The organism is Lysinibacillus halotolerans, assembly GCF_003711845.1.
Classification (GTDB): Bacteria; Bacillota; Bacilli; order Bacillales_A; family Planococcaceae; genus Ureibacillus; species Ureibacillus halotolerans.
The window spans coordinates 35042-57767 of the sequence record NZ_RHLQ01000015.1 but is presented as its reverse complement, the minus strand read 5'-3'; the positions used below and the strand labels follow the sequence as shown (position 1 = coordinate 57767).

Sequence of the window (22726 nt, the reverse complement as noted above, 5' to 3'; positions counted from 1 at the left end):
TAACAGTAGTTTTAATCGATTTTTTTCCTATTAGTAAAATGTTAGTCCATTTTTATTATAATTCGAGATGAATCCCCTGTAGCAAGCAAATCGAAACCTTCATTAATTTCTTCTAGTGAAATAATATTGGATACTAAACGATCCACGGGTAATCGACCTTGCTTCATCATTTGAATGAAACGTGGTATATCCCGTTTCGGAACACAACTGCCAACATAAGAACCTTTAATAGTCTTTTCTTCAGCTGTTAACGATACATAAGGAAAAGCAAATTTATGCTCCGGATGGGGTAATCCCGTCGTTGTTGTTGTGCCTCCTCGTTTTGTAACAGCATAGGCAACGTCCATTGCTGCTACTACCCCAGCTGTTTCAAAGGCATAATCGACTCCCCCATTCGAATAGTTTTTTACCTTTTCACTGATATTTTCATCCTTTGAATTAAATACAGCGGTTGCACCAAATTTCAATGCTTGTTTTAGCTTATTTTCATTAATATCAATCGCAATAATTTCTCTGGCACCGGAAGCAATTGCTCCAATTAATGCACTTAAACCAATTCCACCTAATCCAACAATCGCAACAGTACTGCCAAGTTTAATATTCGCTGTATTCACAACTGCACCGACACCCGTAATAACTGCACAACCGAATAAGGCTAATTTTTCAAATGGTAAATCCTCTTCTATTTTAACTAAGGAGTTTTCCGATACAACGACATATTCCGAAAAGGCGGATACTCCAATATGGTGAGCAATATCCTCTGTTTCAGTATGAATACGAATGCCTCCGCCAATTAACGTGCCTCTTCCATTTGCCGCAGCACCTGGCTCACAAAGGGCAGGTCTTCCTTCTGAACAAGGGATACAATGACCACAACTAGGAACAAAAATGCAAATCACTTTATCTCCAGGTGAAAAATTCGTTACCCCTTCTCCTACTTGCTCCACTATACCTGAAGCTTCATGACCGAGTGCCATTGGCAATGGACGTGGTCTACTACCGTTGATTACTGACAAATCAGAATGGCACAAACTTGCCGCTTTTATTTTTACTAGCACTTCCCCTTTTTCAGGAGGATCAAGTTCAACCGTTTCAATTTGGATTGGTTTACTTTTCGTATAAGGTTGTGCTACACCGGAAGATCTTAGTATAGCTGATTTAATTTTCAAATGACCTCTCCCCTTTTGACTATTATTTAGTTATTCATAATAACCTTCCGTCGATTTAATCAATGTTTTAAATTGATTTGCATCGTGACCAAACCAAATCGTTGAATTATATTCATTTGCATATTTCCGAATGTATTCTACTGTTGCGTTGTAGCCGACGGAATCATATAAAATTCCAGGGGGTTTAACAGGAGGGCCAAAACTTTCAGCCGTATAAAGGGCGTCAGAAGCAAGCAATAAATTACCCGCGCCAGGCAGCTCGATATGAAGCCCTAATAACCCATAAGCATGTCCAGGTCCAAAATTAATGATTTTAATCCCCTCTACAAGGGTCACTTCTTTTTCATATGGTTTAATCGTACGCCAACGTAAATCATGTTGAATCCATGCCATTACATCTCCCCATATATAGGCACCCATATCCCGTGACATCGCAAACATTTTCATCACGTTGGATAATTCTGAATCATGTACGATAATTTCTGCATTTGTAAATAGTTCTAAACAACCCGCATGATCCAAATGAAGGTGGGAAGCAACGACATATTTAATATCTTTCGGACTCACTTTTAATTGCTCTAAACGGTTAATTAAATAACATTCCTCGCTAGCAAAAGTAGGGAATAATTTTTGAACCCCTTCTGGCCAACGTCCATTTTCCCCCATGCCATCAGGATTGCATCCAGTATCAAAAAGAATTTTCCCTTCTGGGTGATCTATTAACACCGCATAAATTGGAAATTCAACAAACTCAGCTGGCGGGTTTGGATTGTCAATACTTGCAGGATTATGCATCGCAATCATATAGTTTTTATCCATCTTCATCGTACCTGTATCCAGCACATACACTTTTTTGTTACACATTCTCCATTCCTCCAATTCTTTTCCTCATCTAGTTAGAAAGCAAATCTATATGACTTTGTTTTTAAGACTAGGACAACCTATCAACATAAAATCATATGCGGAACAGTATAACGGATAGTACTCCCTATTCGTTTAGAAAATGGAAAGTAAATAATTTATTCTAAACACGTTCATTGTTTAAAATATTCATACTACGTGTTATAATAGAAACATTGTGTACAAAAGAGAAAATAGAACATCACTTTTAAAAACAATTTGAAACTGAATAACAATAAAAGGAGGAGCTTACATGATCCAAGTTAGTAATGTAGGTCTTCGTTATGGCGATCGTAAACTATTTGAAGACGTAAATATTAAATTCACACCTGGAAACTGTTATGGTTTAATCGGTGCAAATGGTGCTGGTAAATCAACATTTCTTAAAATCTTATCTGGGGATATTGAACCCCAAGAAGGTCATGTTTCAATGGGGAAAGATGAACGTCTTTCCGTCCTTAAACAAAATCACTTCGAATACGATGAATTCAACGTCCTTGATACAGTTATCATGGGGAATAAACGTCTTTGGGAAGTGAAAGTTGAAAAAGATGCGATTTATATGAAAGAAGATTTCTCTGATGAAGACGGTATGCGTGCTGCTGAATTAGAAGGAGAATTCGCAGACTTAAACGGTTGGGAAGCAGATTCAGAAGCTGCCACATTATTAAACGGTTTAGGTATTGGTGATGATCTTCATTACATGAAGATGGCTGAACTAGAAGGTTCGGATAAAGTAAAAGTATTACTTGCCCAAGCTTTATTCGGTAAGCCAGATGTCTTATTACTAGATGAGCCTACTAACCATTTAGATTTAAAAGCAATTAAATGGTTAGAAGAGTTTTTAATTAACTTTGAAAATACAGTTATTGTCGTTTCCCATGACCGTCACTTCTTAAATAAAGTGTGTACGCACATCGCAGATCTTGACTTTGGGAAAATCCAACTTTACGTTGGTAACTATGATTTCTGGTATGAATCTAGTCAATTAGCACTTAAAATGGCACAAGACCAAAATAAGAAAAAAGAAGAAAAAATTAAAGAATTACAAGCCTTCGTTGCTCGATTCTCTGCTAATGCTTCGAAATCTAGCCAAGCAACTTCACGTAAAAAAATGTTAGAGAAAATTGAACTAGAAGATATTAAACCTTCTAGCCGTAAATATCCTTTCATTAACTTCCAAATTGGGCGTGAAATCGGTAATGACGTATTAACTGTTGATGGCTTAACAGCGACGCAAGATGGGGAAACGTTATTTAAAGATGTACGTTTTACAATGAATAAAGAAGATAAAATTATTTTAATTGGGAATCCAATTGCAAAAACGGCATTAATGGACATTTTAATGGAACGTCGCCCTGCTGATAGTGGTTCGTTCAAATGGGGTGTCACAACTACTCAAAGTTATTTTGAACTTGATCACGATCAATACTTCCAAGGAACAGAAAAATCACTTGTAGAATGGTTACGTCAATATTCACCTGACGATGAGACTGAATCATTTTTACGTGGCTTCTTAGGTCGTATGTTGTTCTCTGGTGAAGAAGTGAAAAAATCCCCTTCTGTCCTTTCAGGGGGAGAAAAAGTGCGTTGTATGTTATCTAAAATGATGCTTTCCAATGCGAATGTACTTCTTTTAGATGAACCTACAAACCACCTTGACCTTGAATCGATTCAAGCTTTAAATGAAGGATTAATTCGTTTCAAAGGTGCGATGATTTTCACATCCCATGACCATCAATTTATTCAAACCATCGCCAACCGCGTTATTGAAATTCAAGAAGATGGTTCAATTTTAGATAAACAGCTAACTTACGATGAGTTCTTAGAGTGGAAAGAAGCTCAAGGAATTAATTAATTTTTACTAATAGACCACAAACTTCCCTTTAGTTTGTGGTCTATTTTTATGTAATAAGTTTACATAATAAAATTATTGTTATTTTAATAGCGTGATAAGTTCTCACGAAATCCAGTTAAATATTTTGTTAACATAATATAATTATTGTTAAAAAGAAAATATTGAGCCCTACTCTTCCTTCTTTTAAAACAAAATAAAGAGGCATCCCTAAATTTAGGGATGCCTCAGATTAACGGTCTCATTTAATTAGTAATAATTAAAGTTTTACAACGTTAGCAGCTTGTGGTCCGCGGTTACCATCAACAACCTCGAATTCCACTTTTTGACCTTCGTCAAGTGTTTTGAAACCTTCACCTTGAATAGCTGAGAAGTGTACGAATACGTCGTTTTCACCTTCAACTTCGATGAATCCAAAACCTTTTTCTGAGTTAAACCATTTTACTGTACCTTGTTTCATTTAAGAAAACCTCCAAAAAATAAATGTTAACAATATGTGATTGTTTTACCGAAATAAAAAATTCACATATTACGAAGAGTACCGACTTTACACCGATCACTCTTTGTAATATGTGAATCATTTGTACCCGGCCTAGCAATTTTATTGTTACTTAAAGTATACCATCATATTACAATTTGTCAAACATTAAATGCACTTTTTTTCGCATTTTTCTTTTATTTCTGTCAATTGATCGGTTATACAATATTTTAAACCGATTTTTCCACAATTATACCATGATAAATTTGTATATCATCATCACAAGCATCACAATATTCCCGCTCTTCATCTGTCCAAAAGGCATAATATACGCCTTCTTTATTTGCTTCATGTTCATATCGACTTCTGAAATCTTGTAACATTTCTTGTAATCCCTTTTTCAATTCAGCTTCTGTTTGAAATTGTTTTGTTAATACAATATTGGATTCCCAACCTTCAAATTTCCACCATGGTTCATAATCTGCCTTCATATAAATGAGTTGATACACTGCACGACGATCCTTTCCTTCTATTAGTATGTATTTTAGTGAATGCAATGGAAAATGTCTACCGGAAGCGTTTAGAAGATACAAAATTTGTATAAAAAAGAAATTTTATTGTTCTGAAAGTTGAAGTCTCGACTTTATTGTTTGCTTTTCACTATTTAGAATATCCATACTTCAATTCTCCATTAAGCTATGGACAACTGATAATTCGTATTCGTTGTTCTATCTTTTGTAAAGTTTAAAATGGTTATACTATAATAAAAAGTATAAAATATTCTTTTACTTTTTTAGCAATGTGGAAACTTTAAAATGAATCTATTTCAAAACAAAATACACTTACTTTGAAACTTTATACAAACCATTTACGTAATACATTTATAAGATGAAGGAGGTACGACTATGCTTGGTGCTATGAATTTTATAACTAGACATGCATTCAACTTTTTATCTAGTTTTACAGTATTTATTATAACCGTAGTTAATTTTGATTTGGGCATGTTGTTCGTGCCAATTATTACAATAGCTGCCTATTATTTAAGTAATAAAGGGATCAAATCCTTTCAAATTAGAAAAAAATGCAAAGAGCTCGGTATTTCCCGCTCTGAATATAAACAAATTGCTATGCAAATTAAAAAGGCAAAATCACATCTTCATTCTTTAACACAACAGTTTATTCAAGTTCGGTCAGTACGTTCATTTAAATTGTTAAATGAAATGACAAAAATATCGAAACGAATCATAAATATCGTGCAAATGAACCCGAGGAAATTTTATTCTGTAGAAGATTTCTTCTACTCCCATTTACCATCTGCTGTACAGTTAACTGAAAACTATTCCATGTTATCTCAGCAACAAGTAAAAGATTCTGAAATACACCTTACTTTAGAAGATACACGTCGAACATTAAAGGGCTTACATGAAACAATGGAAAACGATTTAAAATCTGCCCTTGAATCGGATTTAGAAAACTTAAAAATCGAACTAGATTATGTAAAGTTTGAAAATGCAAAACAGCAAAGGCAAATAGAACTTAGAGGTGACAAATAGTGTCGGAAAAAAAGAGCGCCATTAATCCATTTGAAGAGTTTTCAAAGAATGGAAGCTCTTTTTTTGATGTGACGATTCGTCATGATTATTCGGTTGATACACCCACTTTTAATACCTTAAATAGGGACCAGCAATCGGAAGCATTGTTAATAGCAAGCCAATTGGACGTTTCACAATATGAAAATGTCCTTCGTTTTGGTGAGGAAGTTCAACAAAAACTAAAAAACTTCACCCATAATATGTTAGTTTCTGTTCAACGGAATGATACCTCACCTATTCGGGAAATTTTATTTAAATTAATGCAACATTTAGAGAAAGTGAATCCAGATGATTTAATTGAAAAAAACAAAGGCTTCTTCAGAAAATTATTTAATCAGCCAAAAACTTCGTTACAAGAAATTGCGACCCAATATAATCGGTTAAGTAAACAAATTGATCGTTTAAGTATTCAATTGCAACATGCTCAAAAGGGTTTGTTGGCAGATATGAAATTGTTAAATGACTTGTTTGATTTAAATGAAGATTATTTTCACCGGATAAATCTGTTTATTGCAGCTGGAGAAATGAAAAAAAAGGATTTACTAAATCACGATTTACCTCAATTAGAGAAAAAAGCAAGTACTTCCGCTAACCCAATGGATCAACAGCTTTTAAATGATTTAAAAAGTTCGATTGAATGGTTGGATAAAAAAATATATGATTTACAAATTTCTAGAGAAATTGCTATACAAACAGCACCTCAAATTCGTTTAATCCAACAAACGAACCAAATGTTAATGGAAAAAATTCAAGCATCGGTCATGACGACGATTCCTTTATGGCAAACACAAATTGCAATGTTGATTAGTTTAAGTCGACAGCAGCGTGCTGAATCTGCTAGTCGCAGATTAATGGATACTTCAGAACAAATGTTACGGAAAAATGCTAAAATAATTGAAGCATCTGGCCAAAACAAAGAGAAACCAATTACCCATGAAGAAATTGATTCCTTTAAACAAACACAATACCAATTAATCGAATCTATCGAAGAAACATTACGGGTACAAGCGATTAGCAATGAACAAAAGGCGACAATCGAAGCAAAACTTCCGGACATTCATTCATAATACTAAGATTCTTCTCCCCTTTATATAATAAAGCACGATTGTTTCGTTAAAAAAACAATCGTGCTTTTGTAATGTACATTATTCAAAATAATCTTTATAATAGCCACCAACATTACCAGTGTTATCGATGACAAAGATAAATTCCTCAGTTTCATTTTTCACTTCGTACTCTTTCCCTACTGTTAACACATTGGATACTAAGTATTTTTCAGCATTTGTATTGACGCATTTTACTTTGCGAATTGTTGGTGCATCTTTCCATTTTAAATTTAACATCATTTTACCTCACTTTAAACTGACCTACTTTTATTTTCTTTTCTATTTTAAACGATTTCGATTCATTTGTGGAATTTTTCGTTCTCCATTGTATGAAAATCATGAAAAATGTTACATTATTTGAAGAGGTGATCGATTTGTCTTTCAGTGGTGTTCCAAGTTGGTTTTTTATGATTGTTATTATTTTTGCCATTGTCTTTATTATTATTTCTGAATGGAATTCTAGAAGTTAATATTATTTAATCTATTCATTTACTTTCAAGTTTATTTAGAAATAATGAATTTACGTCTACCATTGGAGGTTATGAATGGACAATTTGTATGATTATAAAACCGAACAATTAATGAAGGCATTTCTCGCATTACGAACAATGGAAGAATGCGAAGATTTTTTTAACGATTTATGTACACAAAAAGAAATTCTAGCCTTTGCACAAAGGTTGGAAGTCGCTCGTTTGTTATTAAACGGACATACTTACGAAGAAATAGAAGAATTAACATATGCAACTTATAAAACGATTTCTCGAGTTAGAAAAGTTTTACATAACCAGCATTTGAAATGTATATTAAATCGAATAAATAGTTCAGCCCAATGAAGAGTTCTAATCTAGGACTCTTTTTGTTTTGAAGCTATAAATCACTTTAGCCATTTAAAGTTTCAACGCGTTACATGGAACGATTGCAGCTTAAATTTTTTTATAATACGATTTATACGATAAGTTACAAAGTTTGACAAAAAACATCATTTAGAGAGGAAACATCTATGCGATTTTTACAACTTTTTTTAGGCTGCTTTATAGTGAACATTGGCGTTTTTATTTTACATAGTGCTCATGTTGGCACAGGAGGATCGATTGGTTTAGCACTAAGCATTTCCTATTGGATTGATCTAATCTTTCCCATTACCTATATGATAGTGAACATCCCTTTTTTTATCCTATCTATTAAAAAACTAGGTTTACAGTTTACGTTATCCACTGTCCTTGCCATTGCCATCCTTAGTATATTGTCCTATATAACTGAGATGGTAATGCCTGAAATCTCAATTCCTACTTGGATTGGCGTTATTGTTGGTAGTGTCATCGTCGGTTGCGGGGTACTCCTTTTGTTCCTTAATAAATCATCCCTTGGTGGAACAAGTATTTTATCACTCTATTTACAAAGAAAATTTCAATGGGATCCAGGAAAGACATTATTCATTTCTGACCTTTTCATCATTTTAACAACTTTATATTCAATAGGATGGATTGGTTTCATTTATTCTTCCGTTTCCGCATTTATTGTGTCAGTTATCGTTTCCATATTTAAAAAGCGGATAGATGAAAAAATGAATAGAGATGAAGTTAAAGAACAGTTAACAAAGGAAAATGAATTAACTGAAATGCCAGTACTACAACAATAAAGGGGCAATCCATTTTGGATCGCCCCGCATCGATTATTTTAATGTTCGTTTTAAAAATTCTTTCGTTCTTTCTTGAGATGGGTTAACTAATACTTGTTCAGGAGGACCTTCTTCCACAATAACCCCTTTATCCATAAAAACAATCCGGTCCGATACTTCTCGAGCAAACTCCATTTCATGGGTTACGATAAGCATCGTTCTACCTTCATCTGCTAATTTACGCATTACCTTTAAAACTTCTCCTACCATTTCAGGATCTAGCGCAGATGTTGGTTCATCGAATAACATTACTTCCGGATCCATCGATAGCGCTCGAGCAATTGCTACCCGTTGCTTTTGTCCACCAGATAATTGTCGCGGTTTCGCATTAACATATTTCTCCATTCCAACAACAGATAAATAATTTAAAGCGTTTCTTTTTGCTTCTTCTTTTGTTCGTTTTAATACTTTTTGTTGTCCAATAATACAATTGCTTAAAACATTATGATTATCAAAAAGATTAAATTGTTGGAATACCATTCCTAAATGGGTACGGTAGCGTTTAATGTCATGTTGATCATTTAAAATATTCGTACCATTATATATAATATCGCCAGCCGTTGGCGTTTCTAATAAATTAATACAACGAAGTAGCGTGGATTTTCCAGAACCTGATGAACCGATTAAACAGACCACTTCACCTTTCGAAACTGAAAAGTTCACATCGCGTAAAACTTCATTGTTACCAAATGATTTATTTAGATGTTTGATTTCAATTACTTTTTCCATCTTGTTTACTCCTTACGCGATAAGATTTTAAATCGTTTGTTTTTGTTCTACTTTATAGGCATTTTTGCCATCCATTTTTCGTTCGATATAACGTAATATAAATGTAGCGGTTAATGTCATGATTAAATAGATGACACATGTTATAACGTAAGATTCTGCAAAGCGGAAGTTTGCACCGGCAATCGATTTTGTCGTAAAAAATAGTTCCGTTACACTAATTACACTTAATACCGCAGAGTCTTTAATATTCATAATGAATTGGTTACCCGTTGCAGGTAAAATATTTCGGAAAACTTGGGGTAAAATAACATGAAGCATCGTTTGAAAATGACTCATTCCAATCGATTCAGCTGCTTCATATTGACCTTTATCAATTGATGCAATCCCACCACGAACATATTCAGCCATGTAAGCACCTGTATTTAATCCGACAACGACAAGGGCAGCAACAAAGCGATCCAATTCTAATCCGTAAGCAGCTAAACCATAGAAAACAACCATTGCTTGTACAATCATTGGTGTACCACGGAAAATTTCCACATAAACTGTTAATATGAAATTGAATACTTTTAAAATAACAGATTTTATCGATTTCTTACGAAGGGGTATCGTATGCATAACACCGATAAACAATCCGATAAGAGCACCAATAATTGTACTAATAATAGCAATGACTAACGTCATATATGCGCCACGTAAATAACTTGGCCAATTCTCTTCTAGAATTGAGAGTATAATATCTAAACTCATAAATATCCTCCTAAATATTTTAGAAAATCGAACATATCATAATTGAAGTTTCGATAGTAAAATCATCTTGCCTTATCTATTTCTCTGTTTGAAAAAATAGAGCCACTGGCCGGATAATTCGACCAGTGCTACTATGTGAAAATTATTTTGCTGCAGGTTGATTTGCAATTGCTTCATCCATTAGCTGTTTGCGTTCTTCTTCAGAAATGGATTTTAATGTTTCATTAATTGCTTCTAAATTTTCATCGCCTTTTTTAAGACCAATTGCAACGGCTGTATCCTCTTCTTTCGTTTCAAAACCATCTTCCAACTCTACATATACAAAGTTTTCATTTGCAGCAGTCGAAGATACTGCCTCTGGTCTTTCAGCAACATAGCCGTCAATTACTCCAGATTCCAATGCAACTCGCATATGAGAGAAACTTTCCATCGCTGTTTCTTTTTGTACATCTGGAATTTGATCGATTACTTCATAATTTGTTGTGTTTAACTGAGAAGTGATTTTAGCACCTGCAAAATCCGCTAATGTTTTCGCATTGGCATATTTTCCACCAGCTTTTGTAACGATAACGAGTTCACTAGTGTAATAGTTTTCTGTAAAATCAATGACTTTTTTACGTTCATCGGTTGGACTCATACCTGCGATAATGGCATCAATTACACCTGATTCTAATGCTGGAAGTAGCCCATCCCATTCTGTTTTAACAATCACTAATTTTTTCCCTAATGCATCGGCAACACGTTTTGCAATTTCTACATCATAGCCACCAGCATATTCTTCAGAACCTTCAATTTTAACTGCTCCGTTTGAATCATCCTGTTGTGTCCAGTTAAACGGTGCATAACCAGCTTCTAAACCTACTTTTAATACATCGCTATCTTCCTTTGAAGAGGATGATGAAGTACCTTCCTCAGAACTGCCACATGCAGCAAGTAAAATGACTGCTAATAAAGTCGTCATTAATAATGTAATTTTTTTCGACATCTTTCTCTCTCCTTTTACTTTTTTCGAGCTTATAACGCAAAAAGCGACCTAAGATGAACTTAGGTCGCTTGAATAGAAAAGCCCAAATCCTCTTACGCTCCCGATTGAGATAGCACCCCTCAGATGGTTGGGAAACTCCATCTGAGACAGTCCTGCAATTATTCACTGCAGACCCAGCATGAAGTAGAGAGCCTACTTACACACTTCGGCGACATTTCCTATTTTCCATATCATTGCTTTGCTCTAAGCTCCATGAAAAACTAATAAATATCGCGCCTCTACCCCACTCGTAACGTGAGGTTTTAATATTAAATTACTATTAATATGTTACTATATTAACATCTTTGTGTCAACATTGATTATTCTGATTAATAAAATATTCATATAGTTATATATTCCATTTTAAAGGTCGAAATATAAAAAACCTCTAGCAAAATAATTTCGCTAGAGGCTTCCTTATAATTAAGAATTTAAAAGTAAATCTTCAGGATTTTCAATTAACTCTTTAACTGTTTTTAAGAATCCAACAGAATCTTTACCATCGATAATACGGTGGTCATAAGAAAGAGCTACATACATCATTGGGCGGATTTCCACTTCCCCGTTAACAGCCACTGGACGGTTAACGATAGAGTGCATACCTAAAATACCAGCTTGAGTACCGTTCATAATAGGAGTAGACATTAATGAACCGAATACACCACCGTTTGTAATTGTAAATGATCCACCAGCCATGTCGTTTAGGCCTAATTTTTTGTCGCGAGCTTTTTTCGCTAATTCTGCGATATCTTTTTCGATTTCAGCAAAGTTTTTGCTATTTGCATCACGGACTACTGGTACAACTAAACCTTCTTCAGTTGAAACCGCAATACCGATATCAAAGAAGTTATTTAAATGGATTTCATCTCCAACGATTTGTGCATTAACGTATGGATATTTTTTAAGCGCCGCAACAACTGCTTTTGTGAAAAATGACATAAATCCAAGTTTGATATCGTTTGCTTTTACGAACTCTTCTTGTTTGCGTTTACGTAAAGCCATGATGTTTGTCATGTCAATTTCATTGAATGTTGTTAACATTGCAGTTGATTGTTTAACTTCTAATAAACGTTTTGCAATCGTTTGACGACGACGGCTCATTTTTTCAATTGTTACACGGTCAGATTCAGCTGCTGGTGTGAAAACAATCGGACCATTTGTAGATACAACTGGTGCTGCTGGTGCTGCTACAGGTGCTGTACCATGAGCAGCTACGTCTTGTACACGTACGCGACCTTGTGGATCTACTGGTGAAATTGATGCTAAATCAATGCCTTTTTCACGTGCTAATTTACGTGCTGCTGGAGAAGCAACAACGCGTTCGTTTGAAGTTTCTTCTACTACTGGAGTTGCAGCTGGTGCTGGTGTTGGTGCAGCTGCTACTGGTGTAGCTTCAGCTTTTGGAGCTTCTTCAGCTGGTGCTGGCGCTGCGCCTTCTCCAGCTTCAACAACAGCGATTACTTGACCTACAAGAACTGTATCGCCTTCTTCAGCTAGGATTTGAGTTAAAACGCCAGCTTCTTCAGAAATAATTTCAGCATTAACTTTATCAGTTTCTAATTCAACGATAAATTCGCCTTTTTCAACATGATCTCCAACTTTTTTTACCCACTGGGCAATTGTACCTTCTGTAATCGATTCTGCTAATTCAGGGACTTTAATTTCAGCCACTTTGATATCCTCCTTTGAATAAACATGTGTACCTTTGAAATAGAAGGCACACATGCATCTACTAACATGTAATAGCCTATTTGAATATTAACATCAAAAGTTTATTTAGAAAGAGCTTCGTCAATAACTTTTGCTTGTGCAATTTTATGAGAATCCATGTCTCCTTCAGAAGTTGAAGACATTTCAGGACGACCAACATATTTCACTTTTTTACCATCAGCAAGGTCTAGCAAATATTCAAGTGCATATTTCCAAGGACCTTGGTTTTTAGGTTCTTCTTGTACCCAAACGATTTCTTTTGCATTTGGATATTTCGCAATAATTTCAGATATTTTTTGTGTTGGGAAAGGATATAGTTGTTCCACACGAATAATGTGTATGTTTTCATACCCTTTACCATCTTGAATACGATCTGCTAAATCAATTGTTACTTTACCTGAAGCAAGGATAATACGTTCTACTTTTTTCGCATTTCCACCTAAACCTGGTTGTTCAATTACTTCTTGGAATTTCCCTTCAGATAACTGCTCTAAAGATGCTGCAGCTAACGGATGGCGAAGTAATGATTTTGGTGAAACAATAACTAATGGACGGATTGCTTCAGTTCCAAGCATTTTCGCTTGTCGGCGAAGTAAGTGGAAGTAGTTACCTGCATTTGAACAGTTCGCTACAATCCAGTTATTCTCAGCTGATAATTGTAAATATCTTTCAATACGAGCTGATGAATGTTCCGGACCTTGTCCTTCAATTCCGTTTGGTAATAAAAGAACTAATCCTGATTTTTGACCCCATTTAGAGCGGGCAGATGAAATAAAGTTATCAAACATAATTTGGGCCATATTCGCAAAGTCACCGAACTGAGCTTCCCAAATTGTTAAAGCATTTTCATTTTCTAAATTATAACCATATTCAAAGCCAACAATTGCCGCCTCTGTTAATGGAGAATTATAAACAGTAAATGATGCTTTTGAATCCGATACGTTGTGTAATGGAACGAATTCTGCGCCATTATTTTTGTCATGAAGTACTAAATGGCGTTGAGAGAACGTACCACGTTGAGCATCTTGACCACTAATACGAATTGGGTTACCATCGCGTAAAATTGCAGCAAATGCTAATGTTTCTGCGTGACCCCAATCAATTTTATCCGTTTCTAATGCTTCTACACGTTTATTTAATATTTTTGCTAACTTGTTTTGAGGTTCAAAGCTTTCAGGCCAAGCAAGAAGATCTTCATTTATTTGTTTTAAATCTACTTTTGAAACGCTTGTTTCAACTTCTGGATATTCATTTTTCACTTCTTCTGGCATTTCGATTTCGAAGTGGCCTTTAGTAGCACCTACTTCTTTTACGTGATCATAAGAAGCTTGCATTTCTGCGTAAATTTCTTCATCCAGTTTTTTCACTTGTTCTAAAGAAAGAATTCCTTCATTAGCTAATTTTTCTCCATAAAGAACACGTACTGTAGGATGAGTTGAAACAATTTTATATGTTAAAGGATTGGTTACTGTTGGGTCATCCGTTTCGTTGTGACCGAATCGACGATATCCAATTAAGTCTATTAAAATATCTTTGCCAAAGGTTTGACGATATTCAAACGCTAAGTGGGCTACTTGTACAACTGCTTCAGGATCGTCAGCATTAACGTGAATTACTGGAATACCGTAACCTTTTGCCACGTCTGAAGAATAGCGAGTTGAACGAGAATCAAAATGTTCTGTTGTAAAACCAATCATATTATTTGAAATAATATGGATTGAACCACCCGTTGAGAAACCAGTTGTTTCCGCGTAGTTAAATGTTTCTTGAACGATTCCTTCCCCGGCAAATGCTGCATCACCATGTACAAGTACCGCTAATGCTTTTGATGCATCGTGAACAGGTGCACCTGGCTTCGTAGTATCTTCTTGAGCAGCACGAGTTGAACCTGTAATAATTGGACTTACAACTTCTAAGTGTGATGGGTTATAAGCTAATTTCACTTTCATTCCTGAGTCTTTTGTGTAAGTAGCTCCCATATGGTATTTCACATCACCAGTCCAACCTTTAGAAATTTCTAAAGTACCATCTTCAGGGAAGAAATAGTCATTTGGCACATGGGCAAAGTCTGCAAACATCATGTCATAAGGTTTATTTACTACATGTGTTAATACATTTAAACGGCCTCGGTGAGCCATACCGATTTGTAAAAATTTCATTTTCTCGTCATCGGCTTTTTTAACAATTTCGTCTAACAATACAACTAATGTATCTAAACCTTCAATTGAGAAGCGTTTTTGACCTACGAACGTTTTATGAATAAATCTTTCGAAATCTTCAACGCGTGTTAATCTTTCTAATAACTCTTTTTTCTGTTCAGTAGTTAAGCTTACAGTTGTTTTACCTGATTCAATTTTATCTTGAATCCATTGACGTTCTGCATCATCAACATGAGCATATTCATAAGCAATTTTTCCAGTATAAATTGCACGTAAATAGTCAATTGCTTGCTTTCCGTTGGTAACGCTTCCAGGGACATTATGAAAGAATAATGAAGCTGGCATTGCAGTTAGATCGGCTTCACTTAATCCGTAAGCGGATAATTCGATGCGTGAAGAATCTAATTGACGGTCTTTTAAAGGGTAAATATCCGCAGCTAAATGCCCGTGGGAACGTAGACCATCAGCTAATTTAACCGCAGCAAATATTTTTTGAATATTGCCTGTTTCGTGTGCTACGCCTTCAACAGCAACTTGCTCTCCACCAAGAACTGGCGCACCAAATTGTTGGAAAAGGGTAACGAGTTCTGGTTCTACTTGTTCTGGAGACTGTAAATATAAATCATATTGCTCCATTACATAACCTAAGTTAGGACCAGAGAATGCTGACCAAGGGGAACCAGCAAATAATACATTGTTCGACATGAGAATAACCTCCAAATTTCGCCCTAAGGCAGTTCCATTGTTTTACCTAGAATATTATTTCATATTTTACCATTCTTCTACAATACAAATTATCTATTGCTATTTATCGAAGAACGTTTTTTTTCCATTTCAATCTTACTACTCTTCACAAAAAATACAACTATTTTTCTCAAAATGAGCAATTTTTTTGGCAAATAACCGTTTTAAGCAGGAATTTATGAAAAAATTTCATTAAATTTTAAAACTTAATGTAAAAGTTGTACCTTTTTCTACTTCACTTACCACATCCATTTCAATGTGATATTTTTCAGCTAACATCTTCGTAATACTTAATCCAAGACCTGTACCACCACCGATATTTTCCCTTGAAGTATCCACTCGATAAAAACGATCAAAAATATATGGTAAATGTTCCTTTGCAATTCCAATCCCATTGTCTTTTATCGTCATAAAAAGACTTTCAGATAAATAATGGACTTCAATGTTAATAACCGGATTTTTATCATTATATCTTATTCCGTTTTCTACAATGTTGCGTATGATTTGTGCCAATGCATTTTCAGAAACATTTGGCTGCTTTGGTTCACCGTTTTCTTTAATGCGAATCGTTGTTTGGGGATAAATCATTATTAGCTCATCTTTCACAGATGTGAGAACTTTTCCGATATTAGCATATGAATGTTCGTCTCTCTTTTCTTTTCTCGCTAAATCTAATAACTCCTCAATCATTTTCTTCATTCGAACAACTTCTTCTAGTGAAGAAGTTAATGATTCTTCCAAAATATCCGGATCGTTTTTACCCCATCTTTTAATTAATGATAAATGTCCTTCGATAGCCTGAATCGGTGTTCTTAATTCATGGGATGCATCAGAAACAAATTGTTGTTGTTTTGCAAAGGAAATTTGCAATTCGTTCATCATCGACTCATAAATATTCAGTAAGTCGCCTATTTCATCATCTGCATTATAGGCTAAGTGAATTTTTTCTTCAAAACCTTTATCTCGAATGGATAACATGGAGTCCCTCAAATCTTGTATAGGTCGAATTAAAACATTGGCTAAATAATATCCAATAGCACCTGCAATGAGCAATGCTCCTAACCCTGCGATTAACATAGTTGTTAAAACGTATTGCATCATCGATTGAAACGTTTCAAGAGGATGGATGAGTTGTATGATGCCTGTAAAAGGTCCAATGGTCACCATTTTGTTTACAACAAATACATCTCGATTATCAATTACTTCCTTTGACACAATCGTTTTTCTTATTTTCTCATAATCTAATTCAATTGGAGCTGCAGAAGATTCGTCATTGATCCGTAATACTTCATAACCATCCTTATTAAAAATTCTTACCGTTTGATTTTGATTTACTATCGCTTTAAATAATCCTGTATTTCCTTGAAACTCTTGAATCGAAATAGAGCCATTTTGAGAATTAAAGAAGGATGTTAAGTCATCTACGGTACGTATCGCATTATTTTCTTCATTTTGCAAAAGCCATGAATATAGGGCAAAATAAATAACTGTACAAATGGCAGCATAGCTTATAAAAATGACAATGGACGTTGATAAAATCCACTTCTTTTTTAATGATTGATTTTTAAAAATGGCGTTCTTCAGTTTATTCATTCCCTCACCACATATCCTACTCCGCGCACAGTTTCAATATATGGATTTGAATCTGTCTTTAGTTTAGATCGCAAATGGCGAATGTAAACATCTACCACATTCGTTTCTACCTCCGTATTGTAGCCCCAAATCGATTGTAGAATCATTTCCCTTTCACAAACACGATTTTTATTTTCACATAATAGTTTTAATAAATCATACTCTGTTTTCGTCAATTCAAGTTTTTTATTTTCAAAGAAAACTTCATAGGATTGTGGCTTAATTACTAATTCTCGAACGCAAATTTCTTCATCTTTCTCCAGTTCTTTTTCTCCGATACTTTGAGTTCTTCTTAAGACAGAACGTATTCGAGCAAGCAATTCTTCAATGGCAAATGGCTTCACAATATAATCATCTGCTCCAGAATCTAACCCTGCCACCCGATCCATTACCGCATCCCTTGCCGTAATTAAAATAATCGGTACATCGGATTTCGCTCGGACGCGGCGACAAATTTCAATTCCATTTAGACCTGGCAGCATGACATCAAGCAAGAGACAATCGAACTGTTGTTCTAACGCTTTATTTAAACCATCTCTCCCATCATGGGTTACTGTTACGTCAAAATATTCATGCTCTAATTCCAATTCCATAAATCGAGCTATATTTTTTTCATCTTCCACTATTAAAATTCTTTTTTTCATTGAATCATCCCTCGAAAATTGTATAAAAAATCCTCGTCTTAAGTTTAACTTAAAACGAGGACTTAATAAAACTACTATGACTTTTCTTTGAAATGGTGGAACTAGTTCCCAAAGTATCTTACAAAAAATTAACAATGGGTTCATTTGCAGTTCATTAAAACCTATTATTATTGTAATGTATTAAATTTGATCATTAATTTGCAAAAGAAGCTGTTTCTTTTTTTACTAACTCAATGCTTTTTTCATACTGTTTCTGTTCATCCGTTTCGTTATAGTTTAAAAATGTTAAGTTATGGATGTCGAAAGTGTATTCGGCAGTAACCGTTGCGTTTCCAATTAACGTTAATTCATAACGATCGCCATTTGTTTTCACTTCACATTTTACAAAACCGCCCGGATTGAATACGGTAATGACATCATTATGAACGAAGCCGTTTAATTTCGACACAAGGGCTGAAGCGGTCATTGCAGTACCACATGCATTCGTAAAACCTACTCCTCGTTCAAAAGTTCGAACAAAAATTGTGTCATTTTTCATTGGATAAACATAACTTACGTTTACGCCATCAACACAATACTCGTTTTCACCGTTTAATAACTCAGCTAACGATTTTTGATGCGTATTGTTTTCAATATAAGTTTGGTCCACGATTCCAATCAAATGGGGATTCGGAACAGAAACAGCCGTAAAAGGAATGGTTGTTGAAAATTCTTGGATAATTTGATGACGAATTTCCTCTTGACCTTTATAGCTCATAGGTAAACTACTTAGAGCAAAGGACACTGGTGATATTTCAACGGCATATGTTGGAATATCTTCTAATAGAGGTGACTCTTTTCGCACCTTCAAATTGGCTTTCATCGTTTCAATGATCGCTTCTTCCTTTTCAAGTTGTTCGCATACGAATCTAGCAACACAACGTAAACCATTTCCACACATGGAAGCTTCAGAACCGTCAGCATTTATGACTCTCATTTTGGCGTCGGCAATAGTTGATGGTAAAACTAGCAATAAACCATCAGCTCCACCGTTGTTTTCTTTTTGACATAACCAAGTTGTTAACTTAGTCCAATCAACTTCATTTTCATTGTTAGTTTGATATAAATAAAATGTATTGCCTGATCCATGAACTTTTAATAAAGTTCTTTCCATCAGCTCACCCGCTCTCTTTCTATTTACTACTATAATAAGTGTTTATATAGGTTGAATCAACTTAATAAAAGGAACACTTTTTTATACTTTTTTAATATTTTCGCCACAAATTCGTCATAGCGAATTGCGTAATAAAAAGTTTAAATTTTTGTATAGAATAGAATATTTATAATATGATATTATCATCTCAACTATTTTTTTAAAGTTGATTTTGAGAAACGAAAAAATCTAAAATTTTTTGTTTGACGTCTTGTTCCTTTCGTTATATTATTTTGTTCTGTTGCCTTGTGACAAAGTAATTTTCGGATTTGCAACTATCCAAAAAAGGAGGCGTTTCATTTGTTAAAATATCGAGATCTTTCTGAAACAAATGAGTTATACCAATTAATGATACATCCAACCGTTTTCCCTTTTGTTCGTCATAAAGCATATTCTCCTGAAGAATATTTATTTATAACAAAACAGTTATTGGAAGAGGAACAACTAGGAAAGACGATTTCACGAACGATAACCGATGACTGGGGTCAACCAATTGGTACCATTAATCTATATGACGTTCAAGATGGCGCTGGCTTCCTTGGGACTTGGATAGGTGCACCTTATCAGGGTAAAGGATACAACCAAGCTGCAAAACATGAGTTTTTAACAGAGCTATTTTTTGAAAAGGATTTCCATACCGTATTTTTACGAATCCGAAAAGAAAACGAAAAATCGAAACGTGCCTCCCAAAAATTACCGTATGTCGTTTGTGCGAAAGAATCCCATCCGGCATTATATGAAGAAATTAATAGTGGTGAGGTAAAATTCGACTTATATAAAATCCCAAAAGACTTATTCTACATCGTAACAGCAAAGGAACAAGCAAACGAAGAACAAGCAATGTAACATTCTTTTTCAATGCTTATACTTTAATAAAAGAATACAATAGTAAAAGTAGGTGATTCATTGAATGAACCACCTACTTTTTTACGCTATTCATATCATAATCAATAAATATTTATTTTTCGTATTGAAGAATAAGGCTAACCATTTCATCAGGAGTTTTCGGGCTTTCAGCTTTTTCCATCGCATCAATCATCTCATCTTTTCTTGTACTCAAAGCCTCAATCGCCTTCATGAATGTATTTTTCGTTAATAGTTCTTCTTCTAATACGTGGGCAAAACCTTGACGTTCAAAAATATTGGCATTTAAAATTTGATCTCCACGACTTTTAGATGCTGAAAGAGGTACTAATAACATCGGTTTTTTTAATGCTAAAAATTCGAATATTGAATTAGAACCAGCTCTAGAGACAATAAAATCCGCAGCATAAAGTAAGTCGGGCAGTTCCGTTGTCACATAGTCGAATTGTTTATAGCCTTTTAAGCGATCTAAAGTAGTATCTACATTCCCTTTTCCGCATAAATGGATAATATTAAATTCTTTTAATAGTTCCGGTAAATTATTTCGTAATGCGTCATTTAAAACAGCCGAACCTAAACTTCCTCCCATGACAAGAAGCACTTTTTTCCGCTCTTCAAACCCACATCGTTTTTTTCCTACAGATGCATTACCCGTAAATAATTGTTCACGAACAATAGAACCGGTACATGTTGCTTTATCGCTTGGTAAATACTTTAATGTATCTTGAAAAATCGTAAATACATGGGAAGCAAACGGTAAAGCAATTTTGTTAGCTAGACCTGGTGTAACATCTGATTCATGAATCACTACAGGAATCTTTGCTAACTTTGCCGCGATGACAACAGGTACTGATACAAACCCACCTTTGGAAAAGATGATAGATGGCTTAACCTTACGAATAATCCTAAATGCTTGCCCAACGCCAGCTAAAACTTTAAATGGATCTGAAAAGTTCTTCATTGAAAAATATCGACGTAATTTACCACTTGCAATACTGTGATAAGGTACTTCGGGAAAACTTTCGGTAATTAACTCTTTCTCAATTCCATCATAAGAACCGATATAATGTACATCATATCCTTCCTTTTGTAAGGAAGGGATAATTGCTTGATTTAAAGAAACGTGACCGGCTGTGCCGCCACCAGTTAAAATAATTGATTTTTGTTTCACAGAAATCTCCTATCTAAATACAATAATTTGTATTTCATTTAAATATATATGATTGCAAAAAATATAAATGAAAAAACAATAGTAAGCCTTGCTTTAGTCATCCTTTTTCAGTCAATATTGTACCATAATTTATGGACCAAACCCATTTTAAATAAGATTGACGGGGAAAATCAAGATTCATATAAAATAATTCAAAATAAAAAAATACCGGGCAAGAATGAATTCTTGTCCCGGTATTTTAACCAACTATTATAGTTGAATAAATTGTTGTGTCCAGTGATTTCCATCTGCCACATAACCTACACCAATGTGTGTAAAGTTAGCGTTCATAATGTTTGCACGGTGACCTTCAGAATTCATCCAAGCTTGTACGACTTCTTCTGGTGTTCTTTGACCTTGTGCAATATTTTCACCTGCTGCTTTATATGAAATACCTGCAGCCTTCATTTGATCAAATGGGCTTCCGTAAGTAGGACTTGTATGGGAGAAATAATTATTTTTCGCCATATCAGCAGATTTTTCACGAGCAACTGACATTAATGGTGCATACATTTCTAAAGGTTTTAAACCTTGTTTAGCACGCTCAGCATTTGTTAATTCGATAACTTTTTCTTCAAATGCAGAAACAGAACCGTTTTCTGCAGCTGGTGCTGCTGGTTTTTGAGCTGCTTCATTATTTGTAGTTGGTGCTGGTGTGTTATTGTTTGTTACAGGTTTTGCTTCAGGAGCTGTAACTTCTTTTTGTTCCTCAGCTGGTGCTGGTGTTTTCACTACTTCTTTATTAGTAGTTTCATTTTTTGATGGAACTGTTACTTCCTTCGCTTGTTCTGGATTATGCTTTGCTTCTTCTTGTACTTTAGAAGCTAGTAATTCTTCTAATTTAGTTGTAGAGATTGATAATTTATTCGCAAGGTCTTTAATGCTTGCCTCATCAGTTAAAGAACAGTTGTTTAAAAAGTTGTTTAAAGCATTTTCGAATTGATCTGGATTAACAACTTTCACCATGCTTTGAACTGATATATTTTGACCTTCCTCATTATTAGACGCAGCATCTGCTGTCGGAACTTGTGTTGAGATTAAACCTAGTGCACAAAATGTGATAAACCATTTTTTCATTTTGTATTCCTCCTCTCGCAACTAATCATATACGAGAAAAGTTGAAAAATATGGACCATAACTTGGTAACAGTACCAAGCAAATGATTGAACCTCATAAACTATGACTTTATTTATCTATTTTTCTAATAAAATTTTCCTATTATCAAAGAACTTACCTGCGAAATGCTATTGACAAATTTTTGAGTTCGTTTTATAATGCAAATTCATTTCT

Annotated in this window: 22 protein-coding genes and 1 riboswitch; of the genes, 7 read left to right on the top strand and 15 right to left on the bottom strand. The window is 34.6% G+C overall.

What is annotated here, in order from left to right; translation table 11 throughout:
• Nucleotides 1-41 precede the first annotated feature (41 nt).
• Together EC501_RS07890 and ahlS are read right to left on the bottom strand one after the other, a co-directional pair.
• Nucleotides 42-1169 carry a zinc-dependent alcohol dehydrogenase family protein gene (locus tag EC501_RS07890; RefSeq protein WP_122971756.1) on the bottom strand — a complete coding sequence of 376 codons (1128 nt, stop codon included), beginning with the start codon at nucleotides 1167-1169 and terminating at the stop codon, nucleotides 42-44.
• Between the two features lie 30 nt (nucleotides 1170-1199).
• A complete protein-coding gene (ahlS, locus tag EC501_RS07885) occupies nucleotides 1200-2033 on the bottom strand; it encodes an AhlS family quorum-quenching N-acyl homoserine lactonase (RefSeq protein WP_122971755.1) in 834 nt (277 codons plus the stop codon).
• A 289-nt stretch (nucleotides 2034-2322) separates the two neighbouring features.
• On the opposite strand from ahlS, the gene EC501_RS07880 reads away from it, so the two are divergent.
• Nucleotides 2323-3927, top strand: coding sequence for an ABC-F family ATP-binding cassette domain-containing protein (locus EC501_RS07880; protein WP_122971754.1), 1605 nt, complete (start codon nucleotides 2323-2325; stop codon nucleotides 3925-3927).
• Between the two features lie 256 nt (nucleotides 3928-4183).
• Here EC501_RS07880 and EC501_RS07875 read toward each other — a convergent pair whose 3' ends face one another.
• Complete coding sequence (locus EC501_RS07875) at nucleotides 4184-4384, bottom strand: cold-shock protein (RefSeq protein WP_036179813.1); 201 nt, start codon at nucleotides 4382-4384, stop codon at nucleotides 4184-4186.
• A 248-nt stretch (nucleotides 4385-4632) separates the two neighbouring features.
• Nucleotides 4633-4959, bottom strand: coding sequence for a DUF1033 family protein (locus EC501_RS07870; RefSeq protein WP_277749714.1), 327 nt, complete (start codon nucleotides 4957-4959; stop codon nucleotides 4633-4635).
• 348 nt (nucleotides 4960-5307) lie between these two features.
• On the opposite strand from EC501_RS07870, the gene EC501_RS07865 reads away from it, so the two are divergent.
• A complete protein-coding gene (locus EC501_RS07865) occupies nucleotides 5308-5955 on the top strand; it encodes a 5-bromo-4-chloroindolyl phosphate hydrolysis family protein (protein WP_122971752.1) in 648 nt (215 codons plus the stop codon).
• Nucleotides 5955-7061 carry a toxic anion resistance protein gene (locus EC501_RS07860; RefSeq protein WP_158599685.1) on the top strand — a complete coding sequence of 369 codons (1107 nt, stop codon included), beginning with the start codon at nucleotides 5955-5957 and terminating at the stop codon, nucleotides 7059-7061. The genes EC501_RS07865 and EC501_RS07860 overlap by 1 nt, the downstream gene beginning before the upstream one ends.
• A 78-nt stretch (nucleotides 7062-7139) precedes the next feature.
• Here EC501_RS07860 and EC501_RS07855 read toward each other — a convergent pair whose 3' ends face one another.
• Entirely contained in the window at nucleotides 7140-7337 is a 198-nt protein-coding gene (locus EC501_RS07855) for a DUF6501 family protein (protein WP_122971750.1), read from the bottom strand.
• A gap of 101 nt (nucleotides 7338-7438) precedes the next feature.
• Between EC501_RS07855 and EC501_RS18720 the strand changes: the two genes are divergently transcribed.
• From EC501_RS18720 to EC501_RS07845, 3 genes are all read left to right on the top strand, one after another.
• Nucleotides 7439-7570 carry a hypothetical protein gene (locus tag EC501_RS18720; protein ID WP_277749713.1) on the top strand — a complete coding sequence of 44 codons (132 nt, stop codon included), beginning with the start codon at nucleotides 7439-7441 and terminating at the stop codon, nucleotides 7568-7570.
• Between the two features lie 75 nt (nucleotides 7571-7645).
• Entirely contained in the window at nucleotides 7646-7933 is a 288-nt protein-coding gene (locus EC501_RS07850; RefSeq protein WP_122971749.1) for a YerC/YecD family TrpR-related protein, read from the top strand.
• A 167-nt stretch (nucleotides 7934-8100) separates the two neighbouring features.
• Nucleotides 8101-8739 carry a YitT family protein gene (locus EC501_RS07845; protein ID WP_122971748.1) on the top strand — a complete coding sequence of 213 codons (639 nt, stop codon included), beginning with the start codon at nucleotides 8101-8103 and terminating at the stop codon, nucleotides 8737-8739.
• A 33-nt stretch (nucleotides 8740-8772) separates the two neighbouring features.
• Here EC501_RS07845 and EC501_RS07840 read toward each other — a convergent pair whose 3' ends face one another.
• The 8 genes from EC501_RS07840 to dapF form a co-directional block, all read right to left on the bottom strand.
• The gene (locus EC501_RS07840) at nucleotides 8773-9507 is read right to left on the bottom strand and encodes an amino acid ABC transporter ATP-binding protein (RefSeq protein WP_122971747.1); all 735 of its coding nucleotides are present in this window, start codon (nucleotides 9505-9507) and stop codon (nucleotides 8773-8775) included.
• Nucleotides 9508-9534: 27 nt separating this feature from the next.
• Nucleotides 9535-10257, bottom strand: a complete 723-nt coding sequence (locus EC501_RS07835) for an amino acid ABC transporter permease (protein ID WP_122971746.1) — start codon at nucleotides 10255-10257, stop codon at nucleotides 9535-9537.
• A gap of 142 nt (nucleotides 10258-10399) precedes the next feature.
• A complete protein-coding gene (locus tag EC501_RS07830) occupies nucleotides 10400-11242 on the bottom strand; it encodes a transporter substrate-binding domain-containing protein (protein ID WP_122971745.1) in 843 nt (280 codons plus the stop codon).
• A gap of 102 nt (nucleotides 11243-11344) precedes the next feature.
• Nucleotides 11345-11531, bottom strand: a riboswitch (Lysine riboswitch).
• Between the two features lie 173 nt (nucleotides 11532-11704).
• Nucleotides 11705-12952: a 2-oxoglutarate dehydrogenase complex dihydrolipoyllysine-residue succinyltransferase gene (gene odhB / locus EC501_RS07825; protein ID WP_122971744.1), complete on the bottom strand. Its 1248-nt coding sequence runs from the start codon at nucleotides 12950-12952 to the stop codon at nucleotides 11705-11707.
• 101 nt (nucleotides 12953-13053) lie between these two features.
• On the bottom strand, nucleotides 13054-15855 hold the full coding sequence (locus EC501_RS07820; RefSeq protein ID WP_122971743.1) for a 2-oxoglutarate dehydrogenase E1 component: 2802 nt from the start codon (nucleotides 15853-15855) through the stop codon (nucleotides 13054-13056).
• A 231-nt stretch (nucleotides 15856-16086) separates the two neighbouring features.
• On the bottom strand, nucleotides 16087-17487 hold the full coding sequence (locus EC501_RS07815; RefSeq protein ID WP_122971742.1) for a HAMP domain-containing sensor histidine kinase: 1401 nt from the start codon (nucleotides 17485-17487) through the stop codon (nucleotides 16087-16089).
• Entirely contained in the window at nucleotides 17484-18170 is a 687-nt protein-coding gene (locus EC501_RS07810; RefSeq protein ID WP_122971741.1) for a response regulator transcription factor, read from the bottom strand. Before EC501_RS07810 ends, EC501_RS07815 begins: the two co-directional genes overlap by 4 nt.
• Before the next feature lie 193 nt (nucleotides 18171-18363).
• The gene (dapF, locus tag EC501_RS07805) at nucleotides 18364-19323 is read right to left on the bottom strand and encodes a diaminopimelate epimerase (RefSeq protein WP_122971740.1); all 960 of its coding nucleotides are present in this window, start codon (nucleotides 19321-19323) and stop codon (nucleotides 18364-18366) included.
• A 339-nt stretch (nucleotides 19324-19662) separates the two neighbouring features.
• On the opposite strand from dapF, the gene EC501_RS07800 reads away from it, so the two are divergent.
• The gene (locus EC501_RS07800) at nucleotides 19663-20208 is read left to right on the top strand and encodes a GNAT family N-acetyltransferase (RefSeq protein WP_122971739.1); all 546 of its coding nucleotides are present in this window, start codon (nucleotides 19663-19665) and stop codon (nucleotides 20206-20208) included.
• A 112-nt stretch (nucleotides 20209-20320) separates the two neighbouring features.
• Here the strand turns inward: EC501_RS07800 and EC501_RS07795 are convergent, their stop codons facing one another.
• Nucleotides 20321-21397: an undecaprenyldiphospho-muramoylpentapeptide beta-N-acetylglucosaminyltransferase gene (locus EC501_RS07795; RefSeq protein WP_122971738.1), complete on the bottom strand. Its 1077-nt coding sequence runs from the start codon at nucleotides 21395-21397 to the stop codon at nucleotides 20321-20323.
• A gap of 249 nt (nucleotides 21398-21646) precedes the next feature.
• Entirely contained in the window at nucleotides 21647-22513 is an 867-nt protein-coding gene (locus tag EC501_RS18790; protein WP_122971737.1) for a CAP domain-containing protein, read from the bottom strand.
• Nucleotides 22514-22726: the final 213 nt, after the last annotated feature.